This window comes from Pseudodonghicola xiamenensis DSM 18339 (genome assembly GCF_000429365.1).
Lineage (GTDB): Bacteria > Pseudomonadota > Alphaproteobacteria > Rhodobacterales > Rhodobacteraceae > Pseudodonghicola > Pseudodonghicola xiamenensis.
In genome coordinates, this window is the sequence record NZ_AUBS01000001.1 from 518609 (window position 1) to 539715 (window position 21107).

Consider the following 21107-nt stretch of genomic DNA (forward strand, 5'->3'; position numbering starts at 1 on the left):
TTGCGTTAGGGAACGCTCATGAAATTTCTCGATCTCGCAAAGGTCTATATCCGGTCCGGCGCCGGAGGTAACGGATGCGTCAGCTTCCGGCGTGAAAAGTTTATCGAATACGGCGGCCCCGATGGCGGGGACGGCGGCAAGGGCGGTTCGGTCATCGTCGAGGCGGTCGACGGGCTGAACACGCTGATCGACTTCCGCTATCAGCAGCATTTCTTCGCCCAAAACGGCCAGTCCGGCATGGGCCGCCAGCGCACCGGCAAGGATGGTGAGGATATCCTCCTGCGGGTGCCGGTCGGCACCGAGATCCTCGATGAGGATATGGAGACGGTGATCGCCGACCTGTCGACGCTGGGCGAGCGGGTGGTTCTGGCCCGCGGCGGCAACGGCGGTTTTGGCAACCTGCATTTCAAGACCGCCACCAACCAGGCGCCGCGCCGGGCCAATCCGGGGCAGGAGGGGATAGACCGCACCATCTGGCTGCGGCTGAAGCTGATCGCCGATGCCGGGCTTCTGGGACTGCCCAATGCGGGCAAGTCGACCTTTCTGGCCGCGACGTCGAACGCACGGCCCAAGATTGCCGATTATCCCTTTACCACGCTGCACCCGAATCTGGGCGTTGTCGGTGTCGACGGGGTGGAATTCGTGGTGGCCGATATCCCCGGTCTGATCGAGGGCGCCTCGGAAGGCCGTGGTCTGGGCGATCTGTTCCTGGGGCATGTCGAACGCTGTGCGGTGCTTTTGCATCTGGTGGACGGCACCTCTCCCACGCTGGTCGAGGATTACGAGACCATTATCGGCGAGCTTGAGGCCTATGGCGGTGAGCTGGCCGACAAGCCGCGGGTGACGGTGCTGAACAAGGTCGATGCGCTCGATGATGAAGAGCGTGCGCTGGCCAAGGAGATGCTGGAAGAGGCCGTCGGCGGCCCTGTCCTGGTGATGTCCGGCGTCAGTCGCGAAGGCGTGACCGAGGTGCTGCGCGCGCTGCGCGCCCGCATTGACGACGACCGCCTGCGCCAGAAACCTCAAGAGGAGTCGCAATCGTGGCAACCCTGACCGACGCCAAGCGCGTGGTGGTCAAAATCGGCTCGGCCCTGCTGGTGGACCGGGTGACCGGAGATCTGCGCGCAGATTGGCTGAAATCCCTGGCCGAGGATGTGGCGGCGCTCAAGGCGCGCGGCATGGATGTGGTGCTGGTGTCCTCCGGCTCGATCGCGCTGGGGCGCGGTGTGCTGCGGCTGCCGCGGGCGGAGCTGGCGCTGGAGCAATCCCAGGCCGCTGCCGCCGTCGGCCAGATTCGGCTGGCCCGCGCTTATGAAGAGGTGCTGGGGCCGCATGGCATCACCACCGCCCAGGTGCTGGTGACGCTGGAAGACAGCGCCGATCGCCGCCGCTATCTCAACAGCCGGGCGACGATGGAGACGCTTCTTGGCTTTGGTGTGGTGCCCATCGTCAACGAGAATGACACCATCGCCACGGACGAAATTCGCTATGGCGATAACGATCGGCTGGCGGCGCAAGTGGCGGTGACCGTCGGCGCCGACCGGCTGATCCTGCTGTCGGATGTGGATGGCTTCTATACCGCCAACCCGAACGACGACCCCACTGCCCGCCGCTATGACGTGATCGACGAGATTACGGCAGAGATCGAGGCGATGGCCGGCGATGCCGGGTCCGGCCTGTCGAAGGGTGGCATGAAGACCAAGCTTTTGGCGGCGCAGACCGCGACGGCGGCGGGCTGTACCATGGTGATCACCGAAGGGTCGCGGACGAACCCGCTGCAGGGGCTTGAGCAGGGTGCACCGGCCACCTGGTTTACGGCCCACATGGACCCGCAGACCGCCCGCAAGGGCTGGATCGGTGCGATGAAACCGCGCGGGTTGATCACCATCGACGCCGGCGCCGCCCGGGCCTTGTGCAATGGCAAGAGCCTGTTGCCCGCCGGGGTGACCAGGGTCGAGGGCGAATTCGGTCGCGGCGATCCGGTGGCGATCCTCGACCCCCAGGGGCACAAGATGGGCCAGGGGCTGAGCCGATATACCGCCCTTGAGGCCGAGAAGATCCGCGGCCATCACTCGGCCGAGATCGAAGAGGTTCTGGGCTATCCCGGTCGCGCGGCGCTGATCCACCGCGATGACATGGCCGTTCAGGGTTGAGAAATAACCTGTTGATGTGAAAGGCAGATGCGATGAAAGACAGCATGACCATCCCCGCCCTTATGGCTGAGATCGGCGCCCGCGCGAAAGCGGCCGCGGCAGAGCTGGCTTTCGCACCAGCCGCCAAGAAGACCGCCGCACTCGAGGCGGCGGCTGATGCGGTCTGGGCCCGGCGGGCCGAGATCATCGAAGCCAATGCCAAGGATCTGGAGTACGGCCGGAACAAGGGGCTGACCCCGGCGATGATGGACCGGCTGCGTCTGGACGAGGCGCGGATTCAGGGCATCGTCGGCGGGCTGCGCACGGTGGCGGCCCAGGCCGATCCGGTGGGCGCGGTGATTGCCGAATGGGACATGCCCTCGGGGATCCATATCGAACGGGTGCGCACGCCCCTGGGCGTTGTCGGCGTGATCTATGAATCGCGGCCCAACGTGACAGCGGATGCCGGGGCGCTCTGCCTCAAGGCCGGCAATGCGGTGATCCTGCGGGGCGGTTCGGAAAGCTTCCATTCCTCCAGCGCCATTCACGCCTGTCTGGTCGATGGGCTGAAGGCCGCGGGCCTGCCCGAGGACGCGATCCAACTGGTGCCGACGCGCGACCGCGCGGCGGTGTCGGAACTGCTGACGATGACCGATTACGTCGACGTCATCGTGCCACGGGGTGGCAAGGGGTTGGTCGGTCTGGTCCAGCGCGAGGCGCGGGTGCCGGTCTTTGCCCATCTCGAGGGGATCGTTCACATCTATATCGACGCTTCTGCCGATCTGGAAAAGACCCTGAAGGTGGTGATGAACGCCAAGACCCGACGCACGGGGATCTGTGGCGCGGCCGAATGCCTGCTGATTCACCAGGATGTTATCGACACCATCGGCAAGCCGGTGATCGAGGCACTTGAGAAGGCCGGGGTCGAGGTTCATGCCGCCGGAGCGCTGGCCGAGATCGCCGGCACCACGCTCGCGACCGAGGACGACTGGGGGCACGAATTCCTGGACATGATCATCGCGGCCAAGCCGGTCGAGGATGTCGATGCGGCCATCGCCCATATCCGCCGTTATGGATCGAACCATACCGATTGCATCATGGCAGAAGATTCCTGGGCGGTTGAGCGGTTTTTCCAACGGCTCGACAGCGCGATTCTTATGCACAATGCCTCGACCCAATTCGCCGATGGCGGTGAATTCGGCATGGGGGCCGAGATCGGTATCGCCACCGGCAAGATGCACGCCCGTGGCCCCGTCGGGGCTGAGCAGCTGACCAGCTTCAAATATCTGGTGACAGGCGACGGGGCAGTGCGGGGCTGAGGCCTCAGAAGATGATCGAAAGCCCGGCGTCCTCCTGCCGGGCCGTGATCTGCCGGCCGATCTGATCGGCGGCGGCAGGCAGCAGCAGATATTGAATCCGGGCGGGCGCGGGAACCACGCGTTCGCCCTGACCATCGAGCCAGGACCACAGCCCGGTGTCGACCGCGATCCGCTCTGCCCTTGCGGTGATTGTCCAGATGCCTTCGGCGACAGAGACCTCGATCTCGCCGCCACGCGGCAGCGCCGCCTCGAGGCAGAGGATCGCCAGAAAGGCCAACTTGACGTCCGAGCGCCGCTGCGCCCCCTCAGGACGCCAGACATAGGACACCCGGCCCTCATGGGCGATTTCCTTTAGCGTGGTGGTGATGTCCGATCCGGGCACCATCTGTTCGCCCGGCGCGCCGAAGGCGATGCGGAAGAACCGCAGCCGGGCGCTGGCGCCCTGGGCGCTGTCCGAAATCAGTTGAAATTCGGGTCCTGCCGGGGTGCCGGTCATCTCCAGCAGCTCAAGCCCATTGACGATGGCGCCGATCGGGCCGATCAGATCGTGACAGATGCGCGACGCGATCAGCGCCGACAGATCCTGCGGGGTAAGGTCGGTGGGATTCTTCATGAGGCTACTTTGACCGATGACTGATTTGAACTCCATACTGCAACCGGGCATGCTGGTGCGCCACCCCGATTGTCCCGATTGGGGCGTGGGGCAGGTGCAATCGAACATCGGCGGCAAGATCACCGTCAATTTCCGCGAGGCGGGCAAGGTGGTGATCGACGGCAGCCGCGTCGCGCTGGAGCCGGTGTTCGACGCCTGAAGCGTTCCGGGTTGCGGTTGCAAGTCTGCCTGTCGATGCGGTATCAGCATCCAACGCCCGACTTTCTATTGCGTTCAAGGACGACCATGCCAGACAGCGGCCCCGATTTTACGGTCAAGATTGCCGAAACCGAGGCCGAGCTGCGCGCCGCCCAGGCGTTGCGCTATGAGGTTTTCGTCAGGGAACTGGGCGCCGGTGGCGATCTGGTCGACCATGAGGCCGGGCTGGAACGCGACCGCTTCGATCCCTTCTTCGATCACATGATCTGCACCGATAGCCGCAGCGGCGCGGTGGTCGGTGTCTATCGGTTGCTGCGCGACGATCAGGCGAAGGCGGTAGGGCAGTTCTATTCCGAGGACGAATACGACCTGAGTGCGCTCAAGGCCTCGGGCCGCAAACTTCTGGAACTGGGCCGGTCCTGCCTGCACCCCGATTATCGCGGGGGTACCGCGATGTTTTATCTGTGGAGCGGTCTGGCCGCCTATGTCGCCGAACACGGGATCGAGATTCTGTTCGGCACCGCCAGCTTTCACGGCACCGATGTACAGGACTTGGCGCAGCCGCTGTCGATGCTGCATCACAATCACCTGGCGCCGCCGGAATTGCGCGTGCGGACGCAGCCGGCGCATTTCCAGTCAATGGATCTGGTGCCGGCCGATCAGCTCGATCGCCGCGGGGCCATGCTGAAGGTGCCGGCGCTGATCAAGGCCTATCTGCGCTTGGGGGGCTTCGTGGGCGAGGGGGCCTTCGTCGATCATGCCTTCAACACCACCGACGTCTGCCTGGTGCTGGACACCAGCCGAATGAACCAGCGACAGCGCCGCATCTATACCGGTGAGCGCGCCGGATGAGCGCCACCTGGGACAGCGAGACGCCGCCCGATCCGGTCAAGGTTTCGCCATTGGGCTGGGCGCTGGTGGCGATCCGGGGCGTGGCGCTGATCGCGCTGATCGGCATCTGCCTGGCAATCTTGCTGTTGCTGCGGCTGGTCGAGCGTCCGATCTGGGGGCAGGGTCGGCCGATCACCCCCTTCATCACCCAATTCGTCTGCCGCAATGCCTTTCGTATCCTCGGTATCGGTTTCGCCACCCATGGCAGGCCGCTGAAGGGGCGGGGCGCGGTGGTGGCGAACCACAGCTCCTGGCTGGATATCTTCACGCTGAACGCGGGCCAGCGGATCTATTTCGTGTCGAAGGCCGAGGTTGCCAATTGGCCCGGCATCGGCATTCTCGCCCGCGCCACCGGCACCATCTTCATCGAACGCGACCGCAAGCAGGCGCAGGCACAGACGGCGCTGTTCGAACAGCGGCTGCTGGCGGGGCACAAGCTCTTGTTCTTCCCCGAAGGCACCTCGACCGACGGGCTCAGGGTGCTGCCGTTCAAATCGACGCTCTTCGGAGCCTTCTATGCCGAGGATCTGCGCGATGTGCTGCAGATCCAGCCGGTCAGCGTCATCTATCACGCGCCCAGCGGGCAACCGGCCCGGTTTTATGGCTGGTGGGGCGATATGGGCTTTGGCCCGCATCTGATCAAGACGCTGTCGGCACGTCGGCAGGGGCGGGTCGATGTGGTGTTTCACCAGCCGCTCAACGTCGCCGATTATCCCGACCGCAAGGCGCTTTGCGCCATGGCCGAGGCTCTGGTGCGGGCCGGGGTCGCAGCCTATTTGCCGGCGCCGGCCGGGGCCTGACGGTTTTGCGCCCCGCGGGGGTTGCGCATCCGTCAAAGATCACTTATATGCCGCGCCATTCAAACCCGCAGGCGGGGTTTGGGCTGCATGGGAGAGACATCCCCATCGGTCCGCCGGTTGGAGCACAGGCTTCTGCACCCCCGCCCAGGCGTAAACCGGAAAGGAAAATACGCATGGCTCTTCCCGAGTTCACCATGCGCCAGCTGCTGGAAGCTGGCGTGCACTTCGGTCACCAAACCCAACGTTGGAACCCGCGCATGTCGCCGTTCATCTATGGCGCGCGCAACGGCATCCATATCATGGACCTGACGCAGACCGTTCCGATGCTGGATCAGGCGCTGCAAGCCGTTCGTGACACCGTCGCCAAGGGTGGCCGCGTTCTCTTCGTCGGCACCAAGCGCCAGGCACAGCAGTCGATCGCCGATGCCGCAGAGAAATCCGCGCAATATTACATGAACCACCGCTGGCTGGGTGGCACGCTGACCAACTGGAAAACCGTTTCCCAGTCGATCCAGCGTCTGAAAAACATCGACGAAGCGATGGAAACCGGCGCCGAAGGCCTGACCAAGAAAGAGCGTCTGGGCATGGAACGCGATCAAGCCAAGCTGCAAGCCAGCCTGGGCGGCATCCGCGAAATGGGCGGCGTGCCGGATCTGCTGTTCGTCATCGACGTCAAGAAAGAAGCCTTGGCGATCGCCGAAGCCAACAAGCTGGGCATCCCGGTCGTGGCCGTGGTCGATACCAACTGTTCGCCCGATGGTGTGGACTACATCATCCCGGGCAACGATGACGCCGCCCGCGCCATCGCGCTTTATTGCGATCTGGTCAGCCGCGCCGCTCTGGACGGCATGACCGCCCAACTGGGTGCTGCCGGTGTCGACCTGGGCGCTCTGGAAGAAGGTCCGGTCGAAGAGCTGGAAGAAGCCGCTGCCGAGGCTCCGGCGGAAGCCTGAGACAGGCTGTCACGCAATTGACATGCGGGGCGGGCTATGACCGCCCCGACGCACCACACGACTTGAGGAGAGCCAAATCATGGCAATCACTGCAGCACAGGTGAAAGAACTGCGCGACTCGACCGGCGCCGGCATGATGGACGCCAAGAAGGCCCTGACCGAAACCAACGGTGACATGGAAGCTGCCGTCGACTGGCTGCGGACCAAGGGTCTGGCCAAAGCGGCGAAGAAATCCGGCCGCACCGCCGCCGAGGGCCTGGTGGCCGTCGTCGTCGAAGGTGGCAAGGGTGTCGCTGTCGAAGTGAACTCGGAAACCGACTTCGTCGCCAAGAACGCCGAATTCCAGGCCATGGTCGCTGGCATCGCCAAGGCCGCCCTGGGCGTTGCCGATACCGAGGCGCTGAAAGCGGCCGACATGGGCGGCAAGACCGTCGAAGCCACCATCACCGACAAGATCGCCACCATTGGTGAAAACATGTCGGTGCGCCGCATGGCCTCGATCGAAGGCGACACCATCGTCTCCTACGTCCACAATGCCGCCACTGACGGTATGGGCAAGATCGGCGTTCTGGTCGCGATGACCGGCGGCGACGAAGCCTTCGGCAAGCAGGTTGCGATGCATATCGCCGCTGTGAACCCGGCGGCCCTGTCCGAAGCCGAGCTGGACCCGGCCGTGGTCGAGAAAGAGCGTCAGGTTCAGATCGACATCGCCCGTGAATCCGGCAAGCCGGAGCAGGTGATCGAGAAGATGATCGAGGGCCGGATGAAGAAATTCGTCGCTGAATCGACCCTGCTGAACCAGCCCTTCGTGATCAACCCGGATCTGACCGTCGGCGCCGCCGCGAAAGAAGCCGGTGCTGAAATCACCGGGTTCATCCGCCTGGAAGTCGGCGAAGGCATCGAGAAGGTTGAGGAAGACTTCGCCGCAGAAGTCGCCAAGGCCGCTCAGGGCTGAGCCCACGCCGTCCCGGCATCGTTCCGGGACAGGGTTCTAGGAATAGAAGGGCCGCGCAGTATTGCGCGGCCCTTTTCGATTCAGCGTCGGGCACAATCTTACGGCCCTGTGGCTGTGGTCCTGCTGCTTGTCGGGGGAAAGGCGGGGGAAAGGCGCCACAAGGGGACGGGGCCGCGCATTTCTGCACGACCCCGCTGTTTTCGAAGATCCCTTAGCGATGGGGATGGCAGGATCTTCTCAAAAACTCCGGCCCGAAGGCGGATCAATAGGCTTTCGTAACCGGAACGGATCAGAGAGCCCTGAAATAACAGGGAAGTCTTTCGCCGTTGTCCCCGGACCAAAGTCACCACTCACGGAACAGGGACATGATGATACCTTTGACCGAATGGGAAAAGTCATGGATTCCCTACCTTGCATCACAAAAGGTCGGGTCGTTCTCCGTCTTCAAAAGATTCTGTCAGGATTTCCGGAGAGTAAGGCACAACCGGACGTTCAGGCTTCGAGGATGAACATCTGATTGTGCAGGGCGGCTTTCAGAACCGCCTGGGTTGTGGTCTCGACGGCCAGGGCCTCGCGCGCCAGTCGCAGGTGCTTTTCCACCGTCGCCGGGGTCAGCCCCATCAGCACCGCGATATCCTGCATGGTTTTCCCGTCCCCGACCCATTGCAGAGCTTCGCGCTGGCGCTTGGTCAGGGTCCGGTTGGAGGTAACATGCGGCAGCGAGAGGATCTTCAGATGCGCGACATTGTTGATCAGCAGGATATCCTGGCCGTGCGCCTGCCAGGTCGCTTCGACATCGTCCTGGGTCATCCCCGCGCAGGCACAAAGCGAAATCGCCCCTTTGGTGCGCAGCGTGGCGGAATGGAAGCTGACGGTATAGCCGGCGGTGACCCCATGGAGCTGGTTGAATTCATAGACCTGTCGGGCCTTCGGCGTCATCTGTTCGGCGGCATGGAGCTGGGCGATGCGCCGCCAGCTGCCGGCGCCTTCGTTTTTGAGGGCCCAATGTAGCATGGGCGCGTGAAAATAGAGCCCCTGATGCAGGAAACCGTCGACATAGGCCTTGCCGTGGTTGGTGAGGATCACGAAATCCTCGGGATCGCCCAATGAGGTTTCGGTGCGGTAGCGGGTATAGCCGTAAAACAGCCGGTCAAACCCATAATCCGCCATCTGTTCGCAATGCGCCGCCCAGAGCTGTTCCAGCGTTGCGGCTCGGGTAATGTTTTCGAGACAGCTACGCAGCTTCATGCACGACCTCGGGCATTTCGGTGATTGCGCCACGAAATGGCAGGAGCCTTGCGATCCGACGCACGCGCGAAGAACCCAGAGGTTGGCGCCACCACGGTTTCATGGCCCAGACAAACAGGCCCCGGTCGCGGAACGCTCCGCCCAAGAAAGATTTGTTCTGTTTTCCCCATCGCAGAGGAAATTATCTAATCCGAAATAAACTGTCCAGCGTTTCACCGGCGGGACCGTGGAAACCGGACCCGCCATCCTCTCGGGTGGGATCAACTTTCCGTGTCGAAGACGATCATTCCCAGCCAGTCGGCGATCAGGGCAGGGCGGTCGCTGCCCTCGATCTCGACCGTCAGGCCGGTTTCGCGCAGGATCTGGCTCGGGCTGCGCTGATCGACGGAATTCAGCGTGAAACGGCCCCGCAACCGCGACCCGGCCTTGACCGGGGTCAGGAACCGCAACTTGTTGAAACCATAGTTGATGCCCATCACCTGGCCGGGTTCGGTCTCGAAGCAGTCATAGGCAAAACGGCTGGCCAGCGACAGGCTGAGAAAGCCATGAGCGATAGACCCGCCAAAGGGGGTTTCCTTGGCCGCGCGTTCGGGATCGATGTGGATCCACTGGTCATCGTGAGTGACCTCGGCAAAGGCGTTGATCATCGCCTGATCGACGGTGATCCAGTTCGATACGCCGATCTCGGTGCCGATTTGGGAGGTCAGTTTCTCCATCGCGGTTTCGATTGCAGTCATTTGGGTCTCCTTCCCGCAAAATTGTTTATTGTCTGTTCAGCGCTCGATCATGGATCAGGGCCGACGCGCACCATGCGCTTGCCCCGGTTCTCGCCGGCCAGAAGCCCGATCAGCGCCGCCGGGGCATTCTCAAGCCCATCAATGACATCCTCGATCACCTTGATCTGTCCAGTGCCCACCCAGGTCTCCAGCGCGCGTTGCGCGGCGGCCTCCTCATGGGCGAAATCCATGACGATGAAGCCCTCCATCCGCAGCCGCTTGACCACGACCATTCCGGGCAGGTTGCGCGGGCCGGTGGCGTTGTCGGTATCATACTGGCTGATGGCACCGCAGCAGACCACGCGGCCGCGGTCGTTCATCACGAAAAGCGCCGCCTCCAGCACCGGGCCGCCGACATTGTCGAAATAGATGTCCACGCCATCGGGGCAGGCCTTGCGCAGCGCCTTGAACATGCCGGGATCGCGGTAATCGACACAGGCGTCGAAGCCCAGCTCCTCGGTGACATAGGCGCATTTCTCCGGGCCTCCGGCGACACCGATGACACGGCAGCCCATCGCCTTGGCGATCTGGCCGACATAGCAGCCCACGGCACCCGCAGCGGCCGAGACTAGAACGGTTTCCCCCGCGATCGGACGACCGACATGGATGAGCCCGTGAAAGGCGGTCTTGCCCGCGATGCCGTAAACGCTCATCAGATGGGTGAGCGGGCGGACGGCAGGCACCTTTTCCAGCCCCTTGGCAGGACGGATCGCGTGGCCGGCCCAGACGGTTTCCCCCACCACCAGGTCGCCAGGAGTGAGGCCGGGGGCGTTGCTTTCAACCACTTCGCTCAGCGCATAGCAGGGCATGGCGTCGCCGGCATTGACCGGGGCGCGATAGGTGGCGCCCTGCATCCAGGCCCGCGCCGCAGCGTCGATCGAAATCAGAATGGTGCGCAGCAGGACCTCTCCGGCGCCGGGCGCCGGTAAATCGGCCTCGCGCGTCATGAAATGGTCGGGCGTGAGCGGGCCCTTGGGCAGCTCGACGATGGCGATTTCTGTGGTTTTCATGTCCTCTTCCCTTTTCTTCCATGGTCCCGCGCGGCTTGCGCCCCGCGCCGGGACCGTTAGCTTGCCACCCGAGCCATGATCCGAGGAGGAGCCCCCGAATGACCCGAGAATACCGCCAGCACGTCTATCGCCCGCCTGTCGGCGCCGCCGATCTGCTGCTGATCCGCCACGGTGAAAGCATGCCGGCGCGCCCCGGTGAATCCTTTCCGATGAAGGACGGCCACGGCGACCCGGCACTGCATGAAAACGGTCAGGCGCAGGCCCGCGCGGTGGGCGCACGGCTTGCGGCCGAGCCGATTTCGGCGATCTATGTCACCACGCTGCAACGCACCCATCAGACCGCCGCCCCCCTGGCAGATCACCTCGGCCTGACGCCGATGATCGAGCCCGACCTGCGCGAGGTGCATCTGGGCGACTGGGACGGCGGGCTTTATCGCATCAAGGCGGCGGAAAATGACCCGGCGTTCGAACGCGCCAAGGCCAATCGCGAATGGGGCGAGATCCCGGGCGCCGAGACCACTGCCGAACTTCACGCCCGGGTCCGCCGCGGGCTGCTGCGCATCGCCGCCGCCCATGCCGATCAGCTGGTCGCCGTCGTCGTCCACGGCGGCGTGATCGGCGCCGCCATGGCGATGGCGGCCCGGTCCGACGCCTTCGCCTTCAATGGCGCGGCGAACGGGTCGATCTCCCGCCTGGTGATCCGGGGCGAGGATATGACCGTTCGCGGCTATAACGATTGCGCGCATCTGGGCTGATACCCGGTCCCTGACCATTGGCTTCAGTCGATGGTCAGCACCACCTTGCCCATAGCCTGGCGATTATCCATCGACGTCAGCGCTTCGGCGGCCTGTTCCAGCGGGAAACGGGCGCTGATACGCGGCTTGACTTTGCCCTCGGCATAGAGCTTGGAAAGCTCGGCCATATTGGCGGCATGGCCTTCGGGCTCTTGCTTGACCGAGGCGCCCCAGAACACGCCGACGATCTGACTGCCCTTCAGAAGCGTCAGGTTCAGCGGGATTTTCGGGATGCCAGCGGGGAAACCCACCACCAGGAACCGGCCCTTCCAGGCGAGCGAACGCAGCGCCGGTTCGGCATAATCGCCGCCTACCGCGTCATAGACCACATTGACCCCATGCGGCCCGGCCAGCTCCTTGATCTGCCCCGCCAGCGCCTTTTGCGCGTCGCGATCCATGTCACGCGGATAGACCAGGGTTTCATCGGCGCCGACTTCGCGGCAGAAGGCGGCCTTTTCCTCGGACGACACGGCGGCGATCACCTTGGCGCCCATCGCCTTGGCCAGTTCGATCGCGGCCACGCCGACGCCGCTGGCGCCGCCCAGGATCAACAGCGTCTCGCCCGGTTGCAGATTGGCGCGGTCCTTCAGCGCGTGCAGCGAGGTGCCATAGGTGAAGACGAAACAGGCGGCATCCTCGTAGGGCATCACATCGGGGATCTTCACGACGCTCGCCGCATCGGCACAGACATGGGTGGCAAAGCCGCCGTGGCCGATCATCGCCAGCACCCGGTCGCCGGGGGCAAAGCCGGTGACGCCTTCGCCGACCGACAGAACCTCGCCCGCGATCTCGCCGCCCGGCGCGAAGGGGCGTTGCGGCTTGAACTGATAGAGGTCGCGGATGATCAGCGTGTCGGGGAAATTCAGCCCGGCCGCATGGACACGAATCAGAACCTGACCCTTACCGGGTTCCGGATCGGGCAGGTCGGCAAGCTGTAGGGTTTCAGGGCCGCCGGGGGCGGTGCTCAGCATGGCTTTCATGATGTCTCTCTCCCTTGTTCCGCGCAAATGACCGAACGGCAGCGCGGGTTGTTTTCAGTCATCCCGTCGAGAAACCCCATTGTCAACGGAAATTCGAAATGCAATTCTGCACAGCGGAATTGAAATGCGTAACATGAGGGGGAGGGCATGGCGCAATGAACGATGATCTAGCACAGTTTCGTGCCGAAATCAGGGCATGGCTGGAGCAGAACTGCCCGCAGGAGATGCGCGACGGCGCTGTCGGTGAGGATAGCACCTGCTGGGGCGGCAAGAACTGGAACTTTACGTCAGACGCCCAAAAAACCTGGCTGGAACGCTGTGCCGCCAAGGGCTACACGGTGCCGACCTGGCCGGTAGAATACGGCGGCGCGGGGATGAACCGCGATCAGGAAAAGATCTGGCTGGAAGAGTTGGCCACCATCAATGGCCGGCTGCCGCTGCAAAGCTTCGGTATCTGGATGCTGGGCCCGGCGCTTTTGCACTTCGGCACCCATGAACAGAAACTGCATTACCTGCCGCCGATCGCGCGCGGGGAAATTCGCTGGTGTCAGGGCTATTCCGAACCGGGCGCCGGATCGGATCTGGCCAGCGTGCAGACCAAGGGTGAGGACAAGGGCGATCACTGGCTGGTCAACGGCCAGAAGATCTGGACCTCCTACGCCGACAAGGCCGATTGGATTTTCGCGCTGATCCGCACCGACCGCGAGGCGAAGAAACATCTGGGGATCTCCTTCCTGCTGATCGACATGACCAGCCCGGGGGTTTCCACCAAACCGATTCGCTTGATTTCCGGAAAATCGCCGTTTTGCGAAACCTTCTTCGACAATGTTGAAGTTCCGAAACATCAGATCGTCGGCACCGAGAACCGCGGTTGGGACGTGGCGAAATACCTGCTGACCCATGAGCGCGAAATGATCAGTGGCTCGGGCCTGTTGGCCGGCGGCAGCCGATCGCTGGGGGCGATCCTGGCAGAGAGCGGCAATCTGGACGAGCCGGTGCTGCGCAGCGATGTGATGCGGCACGAGATCGACGGGCTTGCCTTCGGTCTGACGCTGGAACGCTACAAGGATCAGGCCGAGGCCGGAACCGGCACCGGGGACGCTTCGGCCATGCTGAAATACTACGGAACCGAGCTGAACAAGCGCCGGCAGGAGCTGATCATGGCCGGTGCGGGTAGCGATGCGCTGACCTGGGACGACGAGCGTGCACCGCATTGGCTGCGCAGCAAGGCGAATTCGATCGAAGGCGGCACCAGCGAAGTGATGCTGAGCATTATTTCGCGCCGAATTCTGGGGCTGCCGGGGTAAAGATCATGACGAAACTCATTCGTAGCGAAGAAGAAATCATGCTGGCCGACGCTGCGCGCGGCTATCTGGACGAGGCCGCCCCGGTGGCCAAGCTGCGCGCCCTGCGCGACGCGGGCGAGGCGCACGATCCGGCGCTCTGGGCCGAGATGGCGCAGATGGGCTGGACCGGCGTTCTGGTGCCGGAAGAGGCTGGCGGCTCTGACATGGGCCATGCGGCGGCCTGTGTTCTGGCCGAGGAGATGGGCAAGACCCTGGCGCCGACACCCTTTCTGTCGACCGCGGTGATCGCGGCGACTGCCCTGCGGCAGGTCGCCAGCGCGCGCGCCAAGGCCGCCCTGGCGAAGATCGCCGAAGGCACGGTCACCTATGCGTTGGCGATTGACGAAGGGTCGAAGTTCGATCCGGAAGCGATTGACCTGGTTGCGGAAAAGGACGGAAACGGTTTCCGTCTCTCGGGGCAGAAGCGGTTCGTGGTGGATGGTGGCTTTGCCGATCGTCTGCTGGTTTTGGCCAGGACTGAGGGCGGCGTGACGCTGTTCGACATTCCCGCAGACGCGACCGGGGTGACCCGTAGCGCCAAGCCGATGATCGACAGCCGCGATGCGGCCGAGATCACGTTCGACAAGGTCGAGGCAACGGGTGAGGACGTGCTGGGCACCGTTGACGATGCCATGGCCGTGCTGAAGCCTGCGCTGGAAGCGGGCCAGGCGGCGCTTGCCGCCGAACTGACCGGGCTTGCCGCCGGCGCCTTTGGTCGCACCGTCGGCTATCTGAAGGAACGCAAGCAATTCGGCACCTTGATCGGCACATTTCAGGCGCTGCAGCACCGCGCTGCTGATCTGTGGTGCGAATGTGAGGTGACCTCTTCGGCGATCCTGCACGCGGGGCGGATGCTCGACACCGATCCCGAGAATGCGGCGCTGGCGGTTTCTGTCGCCAAGGCGCGCGCCATGGATACTGCCTCGCTTGCGGTGCGCGAGGGCGTGCAGATGCATGGCGGCATCGGCATGACCGACGAATTCGACATGGGCTTTTACATGCGGCGTGCCCGCGTGGGGGCCGAATGGCTGGGCGATTACGGCTATCACGCGGGCGTGGTGGCTGGGCTGCGCGGCTTCTGAAAGGATTGAACGATATGACTCCTGAAAATCTGTTCTCGCTCGCTGGCAAGACCGCGCTGGTCACCGGCGGCGCCACCGGCATCGGTTTCATGGCCGCCGAAGGGCTGGTCAAGGCTGGCGCCCGGGTGTTGATCGCCAGCCGCAAGGCCGAGGCCTGCATCGCCGTCGCCAATGAGCTGAACGCCATGGGCGCCGCCGGCAGTGCCGAGGGCTTTGGCGGCGACGTCGCCAGCGAAGAGGGTATCGACGCCCTTGTGCTCGAGGTGAAGAGCCGCACCGAAACGCTTGATATCCTGATGAATAACGCAGGTCGCACTTGGGGGGCGCCGCTGGGGCAATTCCCCTATGATGCCTGGGGCAAGGTGATGGATCTGAACGTCACCGGTCCGTTCCATCTGACTCAGGCGTTGCTGCCGATGCTCAAGGCCTCGGGCACCATCGACGATCCGGCGCGGGTGGTCAATGTGGGCTCGGTCATGGGCGAGGTGCCGATGGGCGATGGCGCCTACAGCTATGCCGCCTCGAAAGCGGCGGTGATGCATCTGACCAAGATCCTTGCCAAGGAACTGGCGGGCGAGGCGATCACCGTAAACGCGCTGGCGCCGGGGCCGTTCCTGTCGAAGATGACCGCCTTCGCGCTGATGGGCGAGAAAGAGGCGGGCATCGCGCGCAACGTGCCGCTGGGCCGTCTGGGCCGGGCCGAGGATATCGCCGGCTGCATGCAGTTCCTGTGCGGACGCGGCGGGGCCTATATCACCGGCGCGGTGCTGCCGGTGTCGGGCGGCGTCAATGTGGTCACGGCGGGCAATTTGTTCGACGAAGGCCAAGAGTAAGGTTTCAAGGGAGGAAAACCGATGGATATCCGGTTTGATGGACGCGTCGCGATCGTGACGGGATCGGGCGTGGGTCTGGGTCGCAGCCATGCGCTGGGGCTGGCCGCGCGTGGCGCCAAGGTGGTGATCAACGATCTGGGGGCCAGCACCGACGGGCAGGGCAGCGACGCCAGCGCCGCCGCCAAGGTGGTCGATGAAATCCGCGCCGCCGGCGGTGAGGCAATCGCCCATGGCGCCGATGTCTCGAACGAGGCGCAAGTGGCGGATATGGTCGAACAGACCATGAAGAAATGGGGCCGGGTCGACGTTCTGGTCAATAACGCCGGCATCCTGCGCGACAAGACCTTCGCCAAGATGACGATGGACGATTTCCGCAAGGTGGTCGATGTGCATCTGATGGGCAGCGCGGTGTGCTGCCACGCGGTCTGGCAGATCATGCGGGATCAGAAATACGGCCGCATCGTGCTGACCTCTTCGGCGTCGGGGCTTTATGGCAACTTCGGCCAGTCGAACTATGGTGCCGCCAAGGCCGCGATGATGGGGCTGATGAACGTGCTGCATCTGGAAGGCGGGCGCGACAATATCCGCGTCAATACCCTGGCGCCGACCGCCGCCACCCGGATGACCGAAAGCCTGATGCCGCCCGAGGCGCTGGAGCTGTTGCAGCCGGAAACCATCACCCCGGGCCTGCTGTATCTGGTCAGCGAAAATGCGCCTTCGCGGGTGATCCTCGGCGCTGGCGCCGGCTGTTTCGCCGCCACCCGGGTTTACGAGACCGAGGGCGTGATGCTTGAAGGCGATGCCAACACGCCCGAAGGGGTCGCTGCGGTCTTTGACGAGATTCAGAACCCCGAGGGGCAGAAGGAGCTGACCGACGCCTTCCAGCAAACCCGCAAGTACGCCAAGAAAGCCGCCGACGCCAAAGGCCTGAAACTGCCCTGGGGCGACTGAGGCATGGCCGAGCTGATTGTGGTCCGGCATGGCCAGGCGTCTTTCGGCGCCGGCGATGCCGGCAGCTATGACCGGCTGAGCGATCTGGGACGGCAGCAGGCGGTGCTGGCGGGCGATGCCCTGCGCGCCGCCGGCTGGCTGCCTGACCGGCTGATCTGCGGCACCCTCGACCGCCAGCGCGAAACGCTGGCGGCGATGGGCTTCGATGGCGTGGCAGAGGAGCATTCGGGCTGGAACGAATACGACTTCCACGATCTGCTGGCCGTGCGCTTTGGTGGCGCGGTGCCCGATCCGGTGCGCGACGATCGAAAGACCCATTTTCGCACCCTGCGTGAGGTCATTCTCGACTGGCAGGGCGGCGGGCTGGTGGGGGCGGCGGAAACCTATGCCCAGTTCGCCCGGCGGGTCGAGGCGGCGCGGGCGTTTTCCACCGATACGGCAGCCGAACGGGTGCTGGTCGTCAGCTCGGGCGGGGCGATCGGCCAGTTGGTCGCGACCAGCCTGAAGGCGCCGCCCGATCAGATGATCGCGCTGAACCTGCAGATCAAGAACACCTCGATGTCGCGGTTCATCTTTGCCGGCCACCGCTTTTTCCTGCATGAATTCAATACGACCCCGCAGTTTGTCGGCCCCGAGGCCGCAAAGCTGCTGACCTATAGCTGAGCAAGCTGAGGAGGACCGATGACCAATTCGTCCCTGACACTCGATCTCGACGCGGTGGATGCTTATCTGCGCGCCAATCTTCCCGGCTATGAAGGGCCGCTGGAGGCCAAGAAGTTCAACGTCGGCCAATCGAACCCGACCTTCCTGCTGACCACGCCTGCGCGCAAATACGTTCTGCGCCGCAAGCCCATGGGGGTGCTGCTGAAATCGGCCCATGCGGTGGATCGCGAATACCGGGTGCAAAAGGCGCTGCAGGGGTCGAAGGTGCCGGTCGCCAAGATGCATCTGCTGTGCGAGGACGACAGTGTCATCGGCTCGGCCTTCTATGTGATGGATTTCCTCGATGGCCGCAATTTCGCCGATCCGCTGATGGAGGGCGAGCAGAACGCCACCCGCAGCGCCGTCATCGACGAGATGAACCGCGTGCTGGCCGAGATGCATATGGTCGACATCGACGCCGTGGGACTGGCCGATTATGGCCCAGAGGGCAATTACTTCGAACGCCAGGTGGGCCGTTGGTCGAAACAATACCGCGCCTCTGAGACCGAGGTGGTGCCGGCGATGGACAAGCTGATCGAGGCCTTGTCTGCCGCGATCCCGGCCGAGGACGGCCAGCGCACGCTGGTGCATGGCGATTACCGGATCGACAACATGATATTCGCCAAGGACAGCGCGCAATGTATCGGCATCCTGGATTGGGAATTGTCGACCATCGGGCATCCTTATGCCGATCTGGCTGCCGTCATCATGCAATGGCAGATGCCCCCGGGGACCGAGGGGCGTGGCCTGGCCGGTGTCGATCGTGCCGCTCTTGGTCTGCCGACGGATGAAGAGTTCATCGCCAAGTATTGCGAGCGGCGCGGATTGGAGAAGATCGACAATTTCGGCTTTTATCTGGCGTTTTGCTTCTTCCGCATGGCGGGGATTATCCAAGGGGTGCTAAAGCGCGCCATCGACGGCAATGCCTCGAACCCTGAACGGGCCATGAAATTGGGCCGCTATGTGCCGATGTTCGCCGAACACGGGCTGGCGGCATTGGAGCGAGGATAGGATCATGGATGCCGCCCCCGAGCTGGAGGAAGACAAGGACCGCAACTTCGTCACTGCGCTGGCGCGGGGGTTGGACGTGCTGCGCTGCTTTCGGCGCAACGAGATTTCGCTGACCAATACCGATATCTCGGAACGCACCGGGCTGCCGAAACCAACGGTGTCACGGCTGACCCACACGCTGTGCGTGCTGGAATATCTGGTCGCCGATCCGCGCAACGGCAGCTATCGGCTGGGGGCGGGGGTGCTGAATCTGGGCTTCGGCGTTCTGGCCGGCATGGATGTTGACGAACGCGCGCGGGAGCTTTTACGTGAACTGCGCGACGGGCCCAATTCCTATATCACTGCCGCATTGGGAGAGCGTTACCGCGATGAGGTGATCTATGTCGCGGTCCACCGCTCGCGCGAGGATGTGGCGCTGACCATGCATGTGGGATCGCGCCTGCCGCTGTTCCGCTCGGCCGTCGGGCGGGCGATCCTGGTCGGCACACCCGAGGATCAGCGCGATTATTGGTTCGAGGAGGCCGCGCGCTGCGATCCGGAAGGCGATGAACAGCGCCGGGCGGATTTCGCCCAGGCCAAGGCGGAATACGAGGCTCAGGGCTATTGCAGCGGCTATGGCGACTGGCGTGGCGATGTGAACGGCATCGCGGTGCCGGTGTTCTCGCTGAACGGGTCGCGGATCTATGGGCTCAATGTCGGCGGCCCTGCCTTCCATGTGAAAAAGAAACAGCTTGAGACCTATTACGCCCCAAGGTTGATCGAGGCGGGGCGGCAACTCAGCCTGCGGGAGTGAAAGGCCGCGGGAATCGCAGTTAGGGGGCGGAACTGAGTTCTGCACAGCGAAAGAAATAGCTCTGTTTCGCTCCCAAAGGACCCTACGTCACTTTTCGCCGACTGGGCCCGCGCGCAGGGTTTTGCGGAGCTGCCCTGTCCCCCTTGGAGCCGCCGCCGACATCGGATGCCCAAGGCGTAAAAAACGCCCCAAAACTGTATGAAATCTAAGTATTCCGACCACCTAGGCCGTGGTCTGGAAACGCCCCGGTTTTGTCGTAGACATGAACTGAAAATGCCTGTTCTTTCAGCAGTTTCCCGGGCGCAATTTCAGTGTTTGTGCAGCCACAGCAAAGCTTGACTTTGCCTCGTTATGTGCGAGGCTCGAGAACAGACCCGGCGCCATATCGCGCAAGATTGCCGGGTTCTCTTAGGGAGGAGAAATATGCGCAAATCTATCAAGTACGGCGTTAGCGCCGCGCTTGCGCTGTCGTGCATCGTCAGTGCAGCCGCTGCAGCAGAGAATGTCAAAATCGCCTTTATCGACCCGCTGTCAGGCCCCTTTGCCAGCACCGGCAGCAACGGGCTGAAGCAATATGAATTCGCCGCTGACGAGCTGGTGAACAAGAACGGGGGCGTGCTCGATGGGAGGAAGTTCGAGATCGTGGCCTTCGACAACAAGGTCAGCCCGAAAGAGTCGTTGATCCAGCTTCAGGTCGCCATCGACCAGGGCATCCACTATGTGGTGCAGGGCAATTCCTCGGGCGTGGCCAATGCGCTCACCGAGGCAATCGAAAAACACAACAGGCGCAACCCCGACAACCGGGTACTGTTTCTGAATTATGCTGCCGTCGATCCGGTGCTGACCAACGATAAATGCAATTTCTGGCATTTCCGTCTTGATGCCAACAGCGACATCAAGATGGACGCGCTGACCGATGTGATCGCCCAGAACCCGGACATCAAGAAGGTCTATATCATCGGTCAGGACTATGGCTTCGGCAAGGCCGTGGCCGCCGCCGCCGTCTCGATGCTGGGCGAGAAACGTCCCGATATCGAAATCGTCGGCAACGAACTGCACCCGATCGGCAAGGTCAAGGATTTCACCCCCTATGCCCGCAAGGTGGTTTCCTCGGGCGCCGATGCGGTGATCACCGGTAACTGGGGATCGGACATGCTGGGCCTTGGCAAGGCGGTGATCGAAAACGGCTTCAAGGGCCCGATCTATACCTATTACGCCGCGGGCTCAGGCATCACTGCCGCCTTCGGCGAGTCTGGCAAGGGCAGTATCCGCCTGATTTCGGAGGGGCAGGTGAACCCGCCCTACAGCGATCGCGCCAAGGAAGTCTATGACGGGTTCCGTGCCCGGTATCCCGAAGGCAACATCGACATGCCGCGGATCTTCAACACCGTCGACATGCTGGCCAATGCGATCAACGAGGCGGGCACCGCTGATGATGTCGTCGCCGTGGCGCATGCGCTCGAGGGGATGACCTACGAAAGCATGTGGGGCGGCAAGGTCTATATCCGGCCGGAAGACCACCAGGCGATCCAGGACATCAATGTCCTCGTGCATACCAACGAAGGCATCACCTACGATTACGACAATTCCGGGTATGGCGTCTTGCTGGAGCACAAGGTCGAAATGGCCTCTGCCGACAGCCCGACGACCTGCAAGATGAAGCGGCCCTAATCGCTGCTTCGGCGCCTCGTCCCCATCAATGGACGAGGCGCCCGCCAGG

The 21107-nt window shown here is 63.3% G+C and carries 22 protein-coding genes; 17 read left to right on the forward strand and 5 right to left on the reverse strand.

Annotated features, from left to right (window positions below; genetic code table 11):
• Positions 1-18 precede the first annotated feature (18 nt).
• Genes obgE through G455_RS0102425 form a run of 3 tightly spaced genes read left to right on the forward strand, consistent with a single transcriptional unit; the run spans position 19 to position 3451 of the window.
• The gene (gene obgE, locus G455_RS0102415) at positions 19-1053 is read left to right on the forward strand and encodes a GTPase ObgE (RefSeq protein ID WP_028092212.1); all 1035 of its coding nucleotides are present in this window, start codon (positions 19-21) and stop codon (positions 1051-1053) included.
• Complete coding sequence (proB, locus tag G455_RS0102420; RefSeq protein ID WP_028092213.1) at positions 1041-2153, forward strand: glutamate 5-kinase; 1113 nt, start codon at positions 1041-1043, stop codon at positions 2151-2153. The genes obgE and proB overlap by 13 nt, the downstream gene beginning before the upstream one ends.
• Positions 2154-2185: 32 nt before the next feature.
• Positions 2186-3451: a glutamate-5-semialdehyde dehydrogenase gene (locus G455_RS0102425; RefSeq protein WP_028092214.1), complete on the forward strand. Its 1266-nt coding sequence runs from the start codon at positions 2186-2188 to the stop codon at positions 3449-3451.
• A 4-nt stretch (positions 3452-3455) separates the two neighbouring features.
• Here the strand turns inward: G455_RS0102425 and G455_RS0102430 are convergent, their stop codons facing one another.
• Positions 3456-4064 (reverse strand): histidine phosphotransferase family protein, encoded by a 609-nt coding sequence (locus tag G455_RS0102430; protein ID WP_028092215.1) that lies wholly within the window; start codon positions 4062-4064, stop codon positions 3456-3458.
• Between the two features lie 16 nt (positions 4065-4080).
• Between G455_RS0102430 and G455_RS26330 the strand changes: the two genes are divergently transcribed.
• The 5 genes from G455_RS26330 (at position 4081) to tsf (ending at position 7861) form a co-directional block, all read left to right on the forward strand.
• Positions 4081-4263 (forward strand): DUF3553 domain-containing protein, encoded by a 183-nt coding sequence (locus G455_RS26330; protein ID WP_028092216.1) that lies wholly within the window; start codon positions 4081-4083, stop codon positions 4261-4263.
• Positions 4264-4349: 86 nt separating this feature from the next.
• Positions 4350-5114: a GNAT family N-acetyltransferase gene (locus G455_RS0102440; RefSeq protein ID WP_028092217.1), complete on the forward strand. Its 765-nt coding sequence runs from the start codon at positions 4350-4352 to the stop codon at positions 5112-5114.
• Positions 5111-5953 carry a lysophospholipid acyltransferase family protein gene (locus G455_RS0102445; protein ID WP_028092218.1) on the forward strand — a complete coding sequence of 281 codons (843 nt, stop codon included), beginning with the start codon at positions 5111-5113 and terminating at the stop codon, positions 5951-5953. The genes G455_RS0102440 and G455_RS0102445 overlap by 4 nt, the downstream gene beginning before the upstream one ends.
• A gap of 173 nt (positions 5954-6126) precedes the next feature.
• A complete protein-coding gene (rpsB, locus tag G455_RS0102450; protein ID WP_028092219.1) occupies positions 6127-6906 on the forward strand; it encodes a 30S ribosomal protein S2 in 780 nt (259 codons plus the stop codon).
• A gap of 79 nt (positions 6907-6985) precedes the next feature.
• Positions 6986-7861: a translation elongation factor Ts gene (tsf, locus tag G455_RS0102455; RefSeq protein WP_028092220.1), complete on the forward strand. Its 876-nt coding sequence runs from the start codon at positions 6986-6988 to the stop codon at positions 7859-7861.
• A gap of 492 nt (positions 7862-8353) precedes the next feature.
• Here tsf and G455_RS0102460 read toward each other — a convergent pair whose 3' ends face one another.
• From G455_RS0102460 to G455_RS0102470, 3 genes are all read right to left on the reverse strand, one after another.
• The gene (locus G455_RS0102460) at positions 8354-9109 is read right to left on the reverse strand and encodes a helix-turn-helix transcriptional regulator (protein WP_028092221.1); all 756 of its coding nucleotides are present in this window, start codon (positions 9107-9109) and stop codon (positions 8354-8356) included.
• A 260-nt stretch (positions 9110-9369) separates the two neighbouring features.
• Complete coding sequence (locus G455_RS0102465) at positions 9370-9846, reverse strand: MaoC family dehydratase (protein ID WP_028092222.1); 477 nt, start codon at positions 9844-9846, stop codon at positions 9370-9372.
• Between the two features lie 47 nt (positions 9847-9893).
• The gene (locus G455_RS0102470; protein ID WP_028092223.1) at positions 9894-10895 is read right to left on the reverse strand and encodes an NADP-dependent oxidoreductase; all 1002 of its coding nucleotides are present in this window, start codon (positions 10893-10895) and stop codon (positions 9894-9896) included.
• A gap of 98 nt (positions 10896-10993) precedes the next feature.
• Between G455_RS0102470 and G455_RS0102475 the strand changes: the two genes are divergently transcribed.
• Positions 10994-11650 carry a histidine phosphatase family protein gene (locus tag G455_RS0102475; protein WP_028092224.1) on the forward strand — a complete coding sequence of 219 codons (657 nt, stop codon included), beginning with the start codon at positions 10994-10996 and terminating at the stop codon, positions 11648-11650.
• Positions 11651-11673: 23 nt separating this feature from the next.
• Here the strand turns inward: G455_RS0102475 and G455_RS0102480 are convergent, their stop codons facing one another.
• The gene (locus G455_RS0102480) at positions 11674-12669 is read right to left on the reverse strand and encodes an NADPH:quinone oxidoreductase family protein (RefSeq protein WP_028092225.1); all 996 of its coding nucleotides are present in this window, start codon (positions 12667-12669) and stop codon (positions 11674-11676) included.
• Between the two features lie 155 nt (positions 12670-12824).
• Here G455_RS0102480 and G455_RS0102485 point away from each other — a divergent pair, with 155 nt between their 5' ends.
• The 8 genes from G455_RS0102485 to G455_RS0102520 all read left to right on the forward strand — a co-directional run bounded on the left by G455_RS0102485 (position 12825) and on the right by G455_RS0102520 (position 21058).
• Positions 12825-13976: an acyl-CoA dehydrogenase family protein gene (locus tag G455_RS0102485; RefSeq protein WP_028092226.1), complete on the forward strand. Its 1152-nt coding sequence runs from the start codon at positions 12825-12827 to the stop codon at positions 13974-13976.
• 5 nt (positions 13977-13981) lie between these two features.
• On the forward strand, positions 13982-15097 hold the full coding sequence (locus G455_RS0102490) for an acyl-CoA dehydrogenase family protein (protein WP_028092227.1): 1116 nt from the start codon (positions 13982-13984) through the stop codon (positions 15095-15097).
• 14 nt (positions 15098-15111) lie between these two features.
• Positions 15112-15930 carry an SDR family NAD(P)-dependent oxidoreductase gene (locus G455_RS0102495; RefSeq protein WP_028092228.1) on the forward strand — a complete coding sequence of 273 codons (819 nt, stop codon included), beginning with the start codon at positions 15112-15114 and terminating at the stop codon, positions 15928-15930.
• 21 nt (positions 15931-15951) lie between these two features.
• The gene (locus G455_RS0102500) at positions 15952-16881 is read left to right on the forward strand and encodes an SDR family NAD(P)-dependent oxidoreductase (protein ID WP_028092229.1); all 930 of its coding nucleotides are present in this window, start codon (positions 15952-15954) and stop codon (positions 16879-16881) included.
• A 3-nt stretch (positions 16882-16884) separates the two neighbouring features.
• Entirely contained in the window at positions 16885-17544 is a 660-nt protein-coding gene (locus G455_RS0102505) for a histidine phosphatase family protein (RefSeq protein ID WP_028092230.1), read from the forward strand.
• An 18-nt stretch (positions 17545-17562) separates the two neighbouring features.
• Entirely contained in the window at positions 17563-18594 is a 1032-nt protein-coding gene (locus tag G455_RS0102510; RefSeq protein WP_028092231.1) for a phosphotransferase family protein, read from the forward strand.
• Between the two features lie 4 nt (positions 18595-18598).
• The gene (locus G455_RS0102515) at positions 18599-19387 is read left to right on the forward strand and encodes an IclR family transcriptional regulator (protein WP_028092232.1); all 789 of its coding nucleotides are present in this window, start codon (positions 18599-18601) and stop codon (positions 19385-19387) included.
• A 423-nt stretch (positions 19388-19810) separates the two neighbouring features.
• Positions 19811-21058, forward strand: coding sequence for a branched-chain amino acid ABC transporter substrate-binding protein (locus G455_RS0102520; RefSeq protein WP_028092233.1), 1248 nt, complete (start codon positions 19811-19813; stop codon positions 21056-21058).
• The last annotated feature ends 49 nt before the right edge of the window (positions 21059-21107 follow it).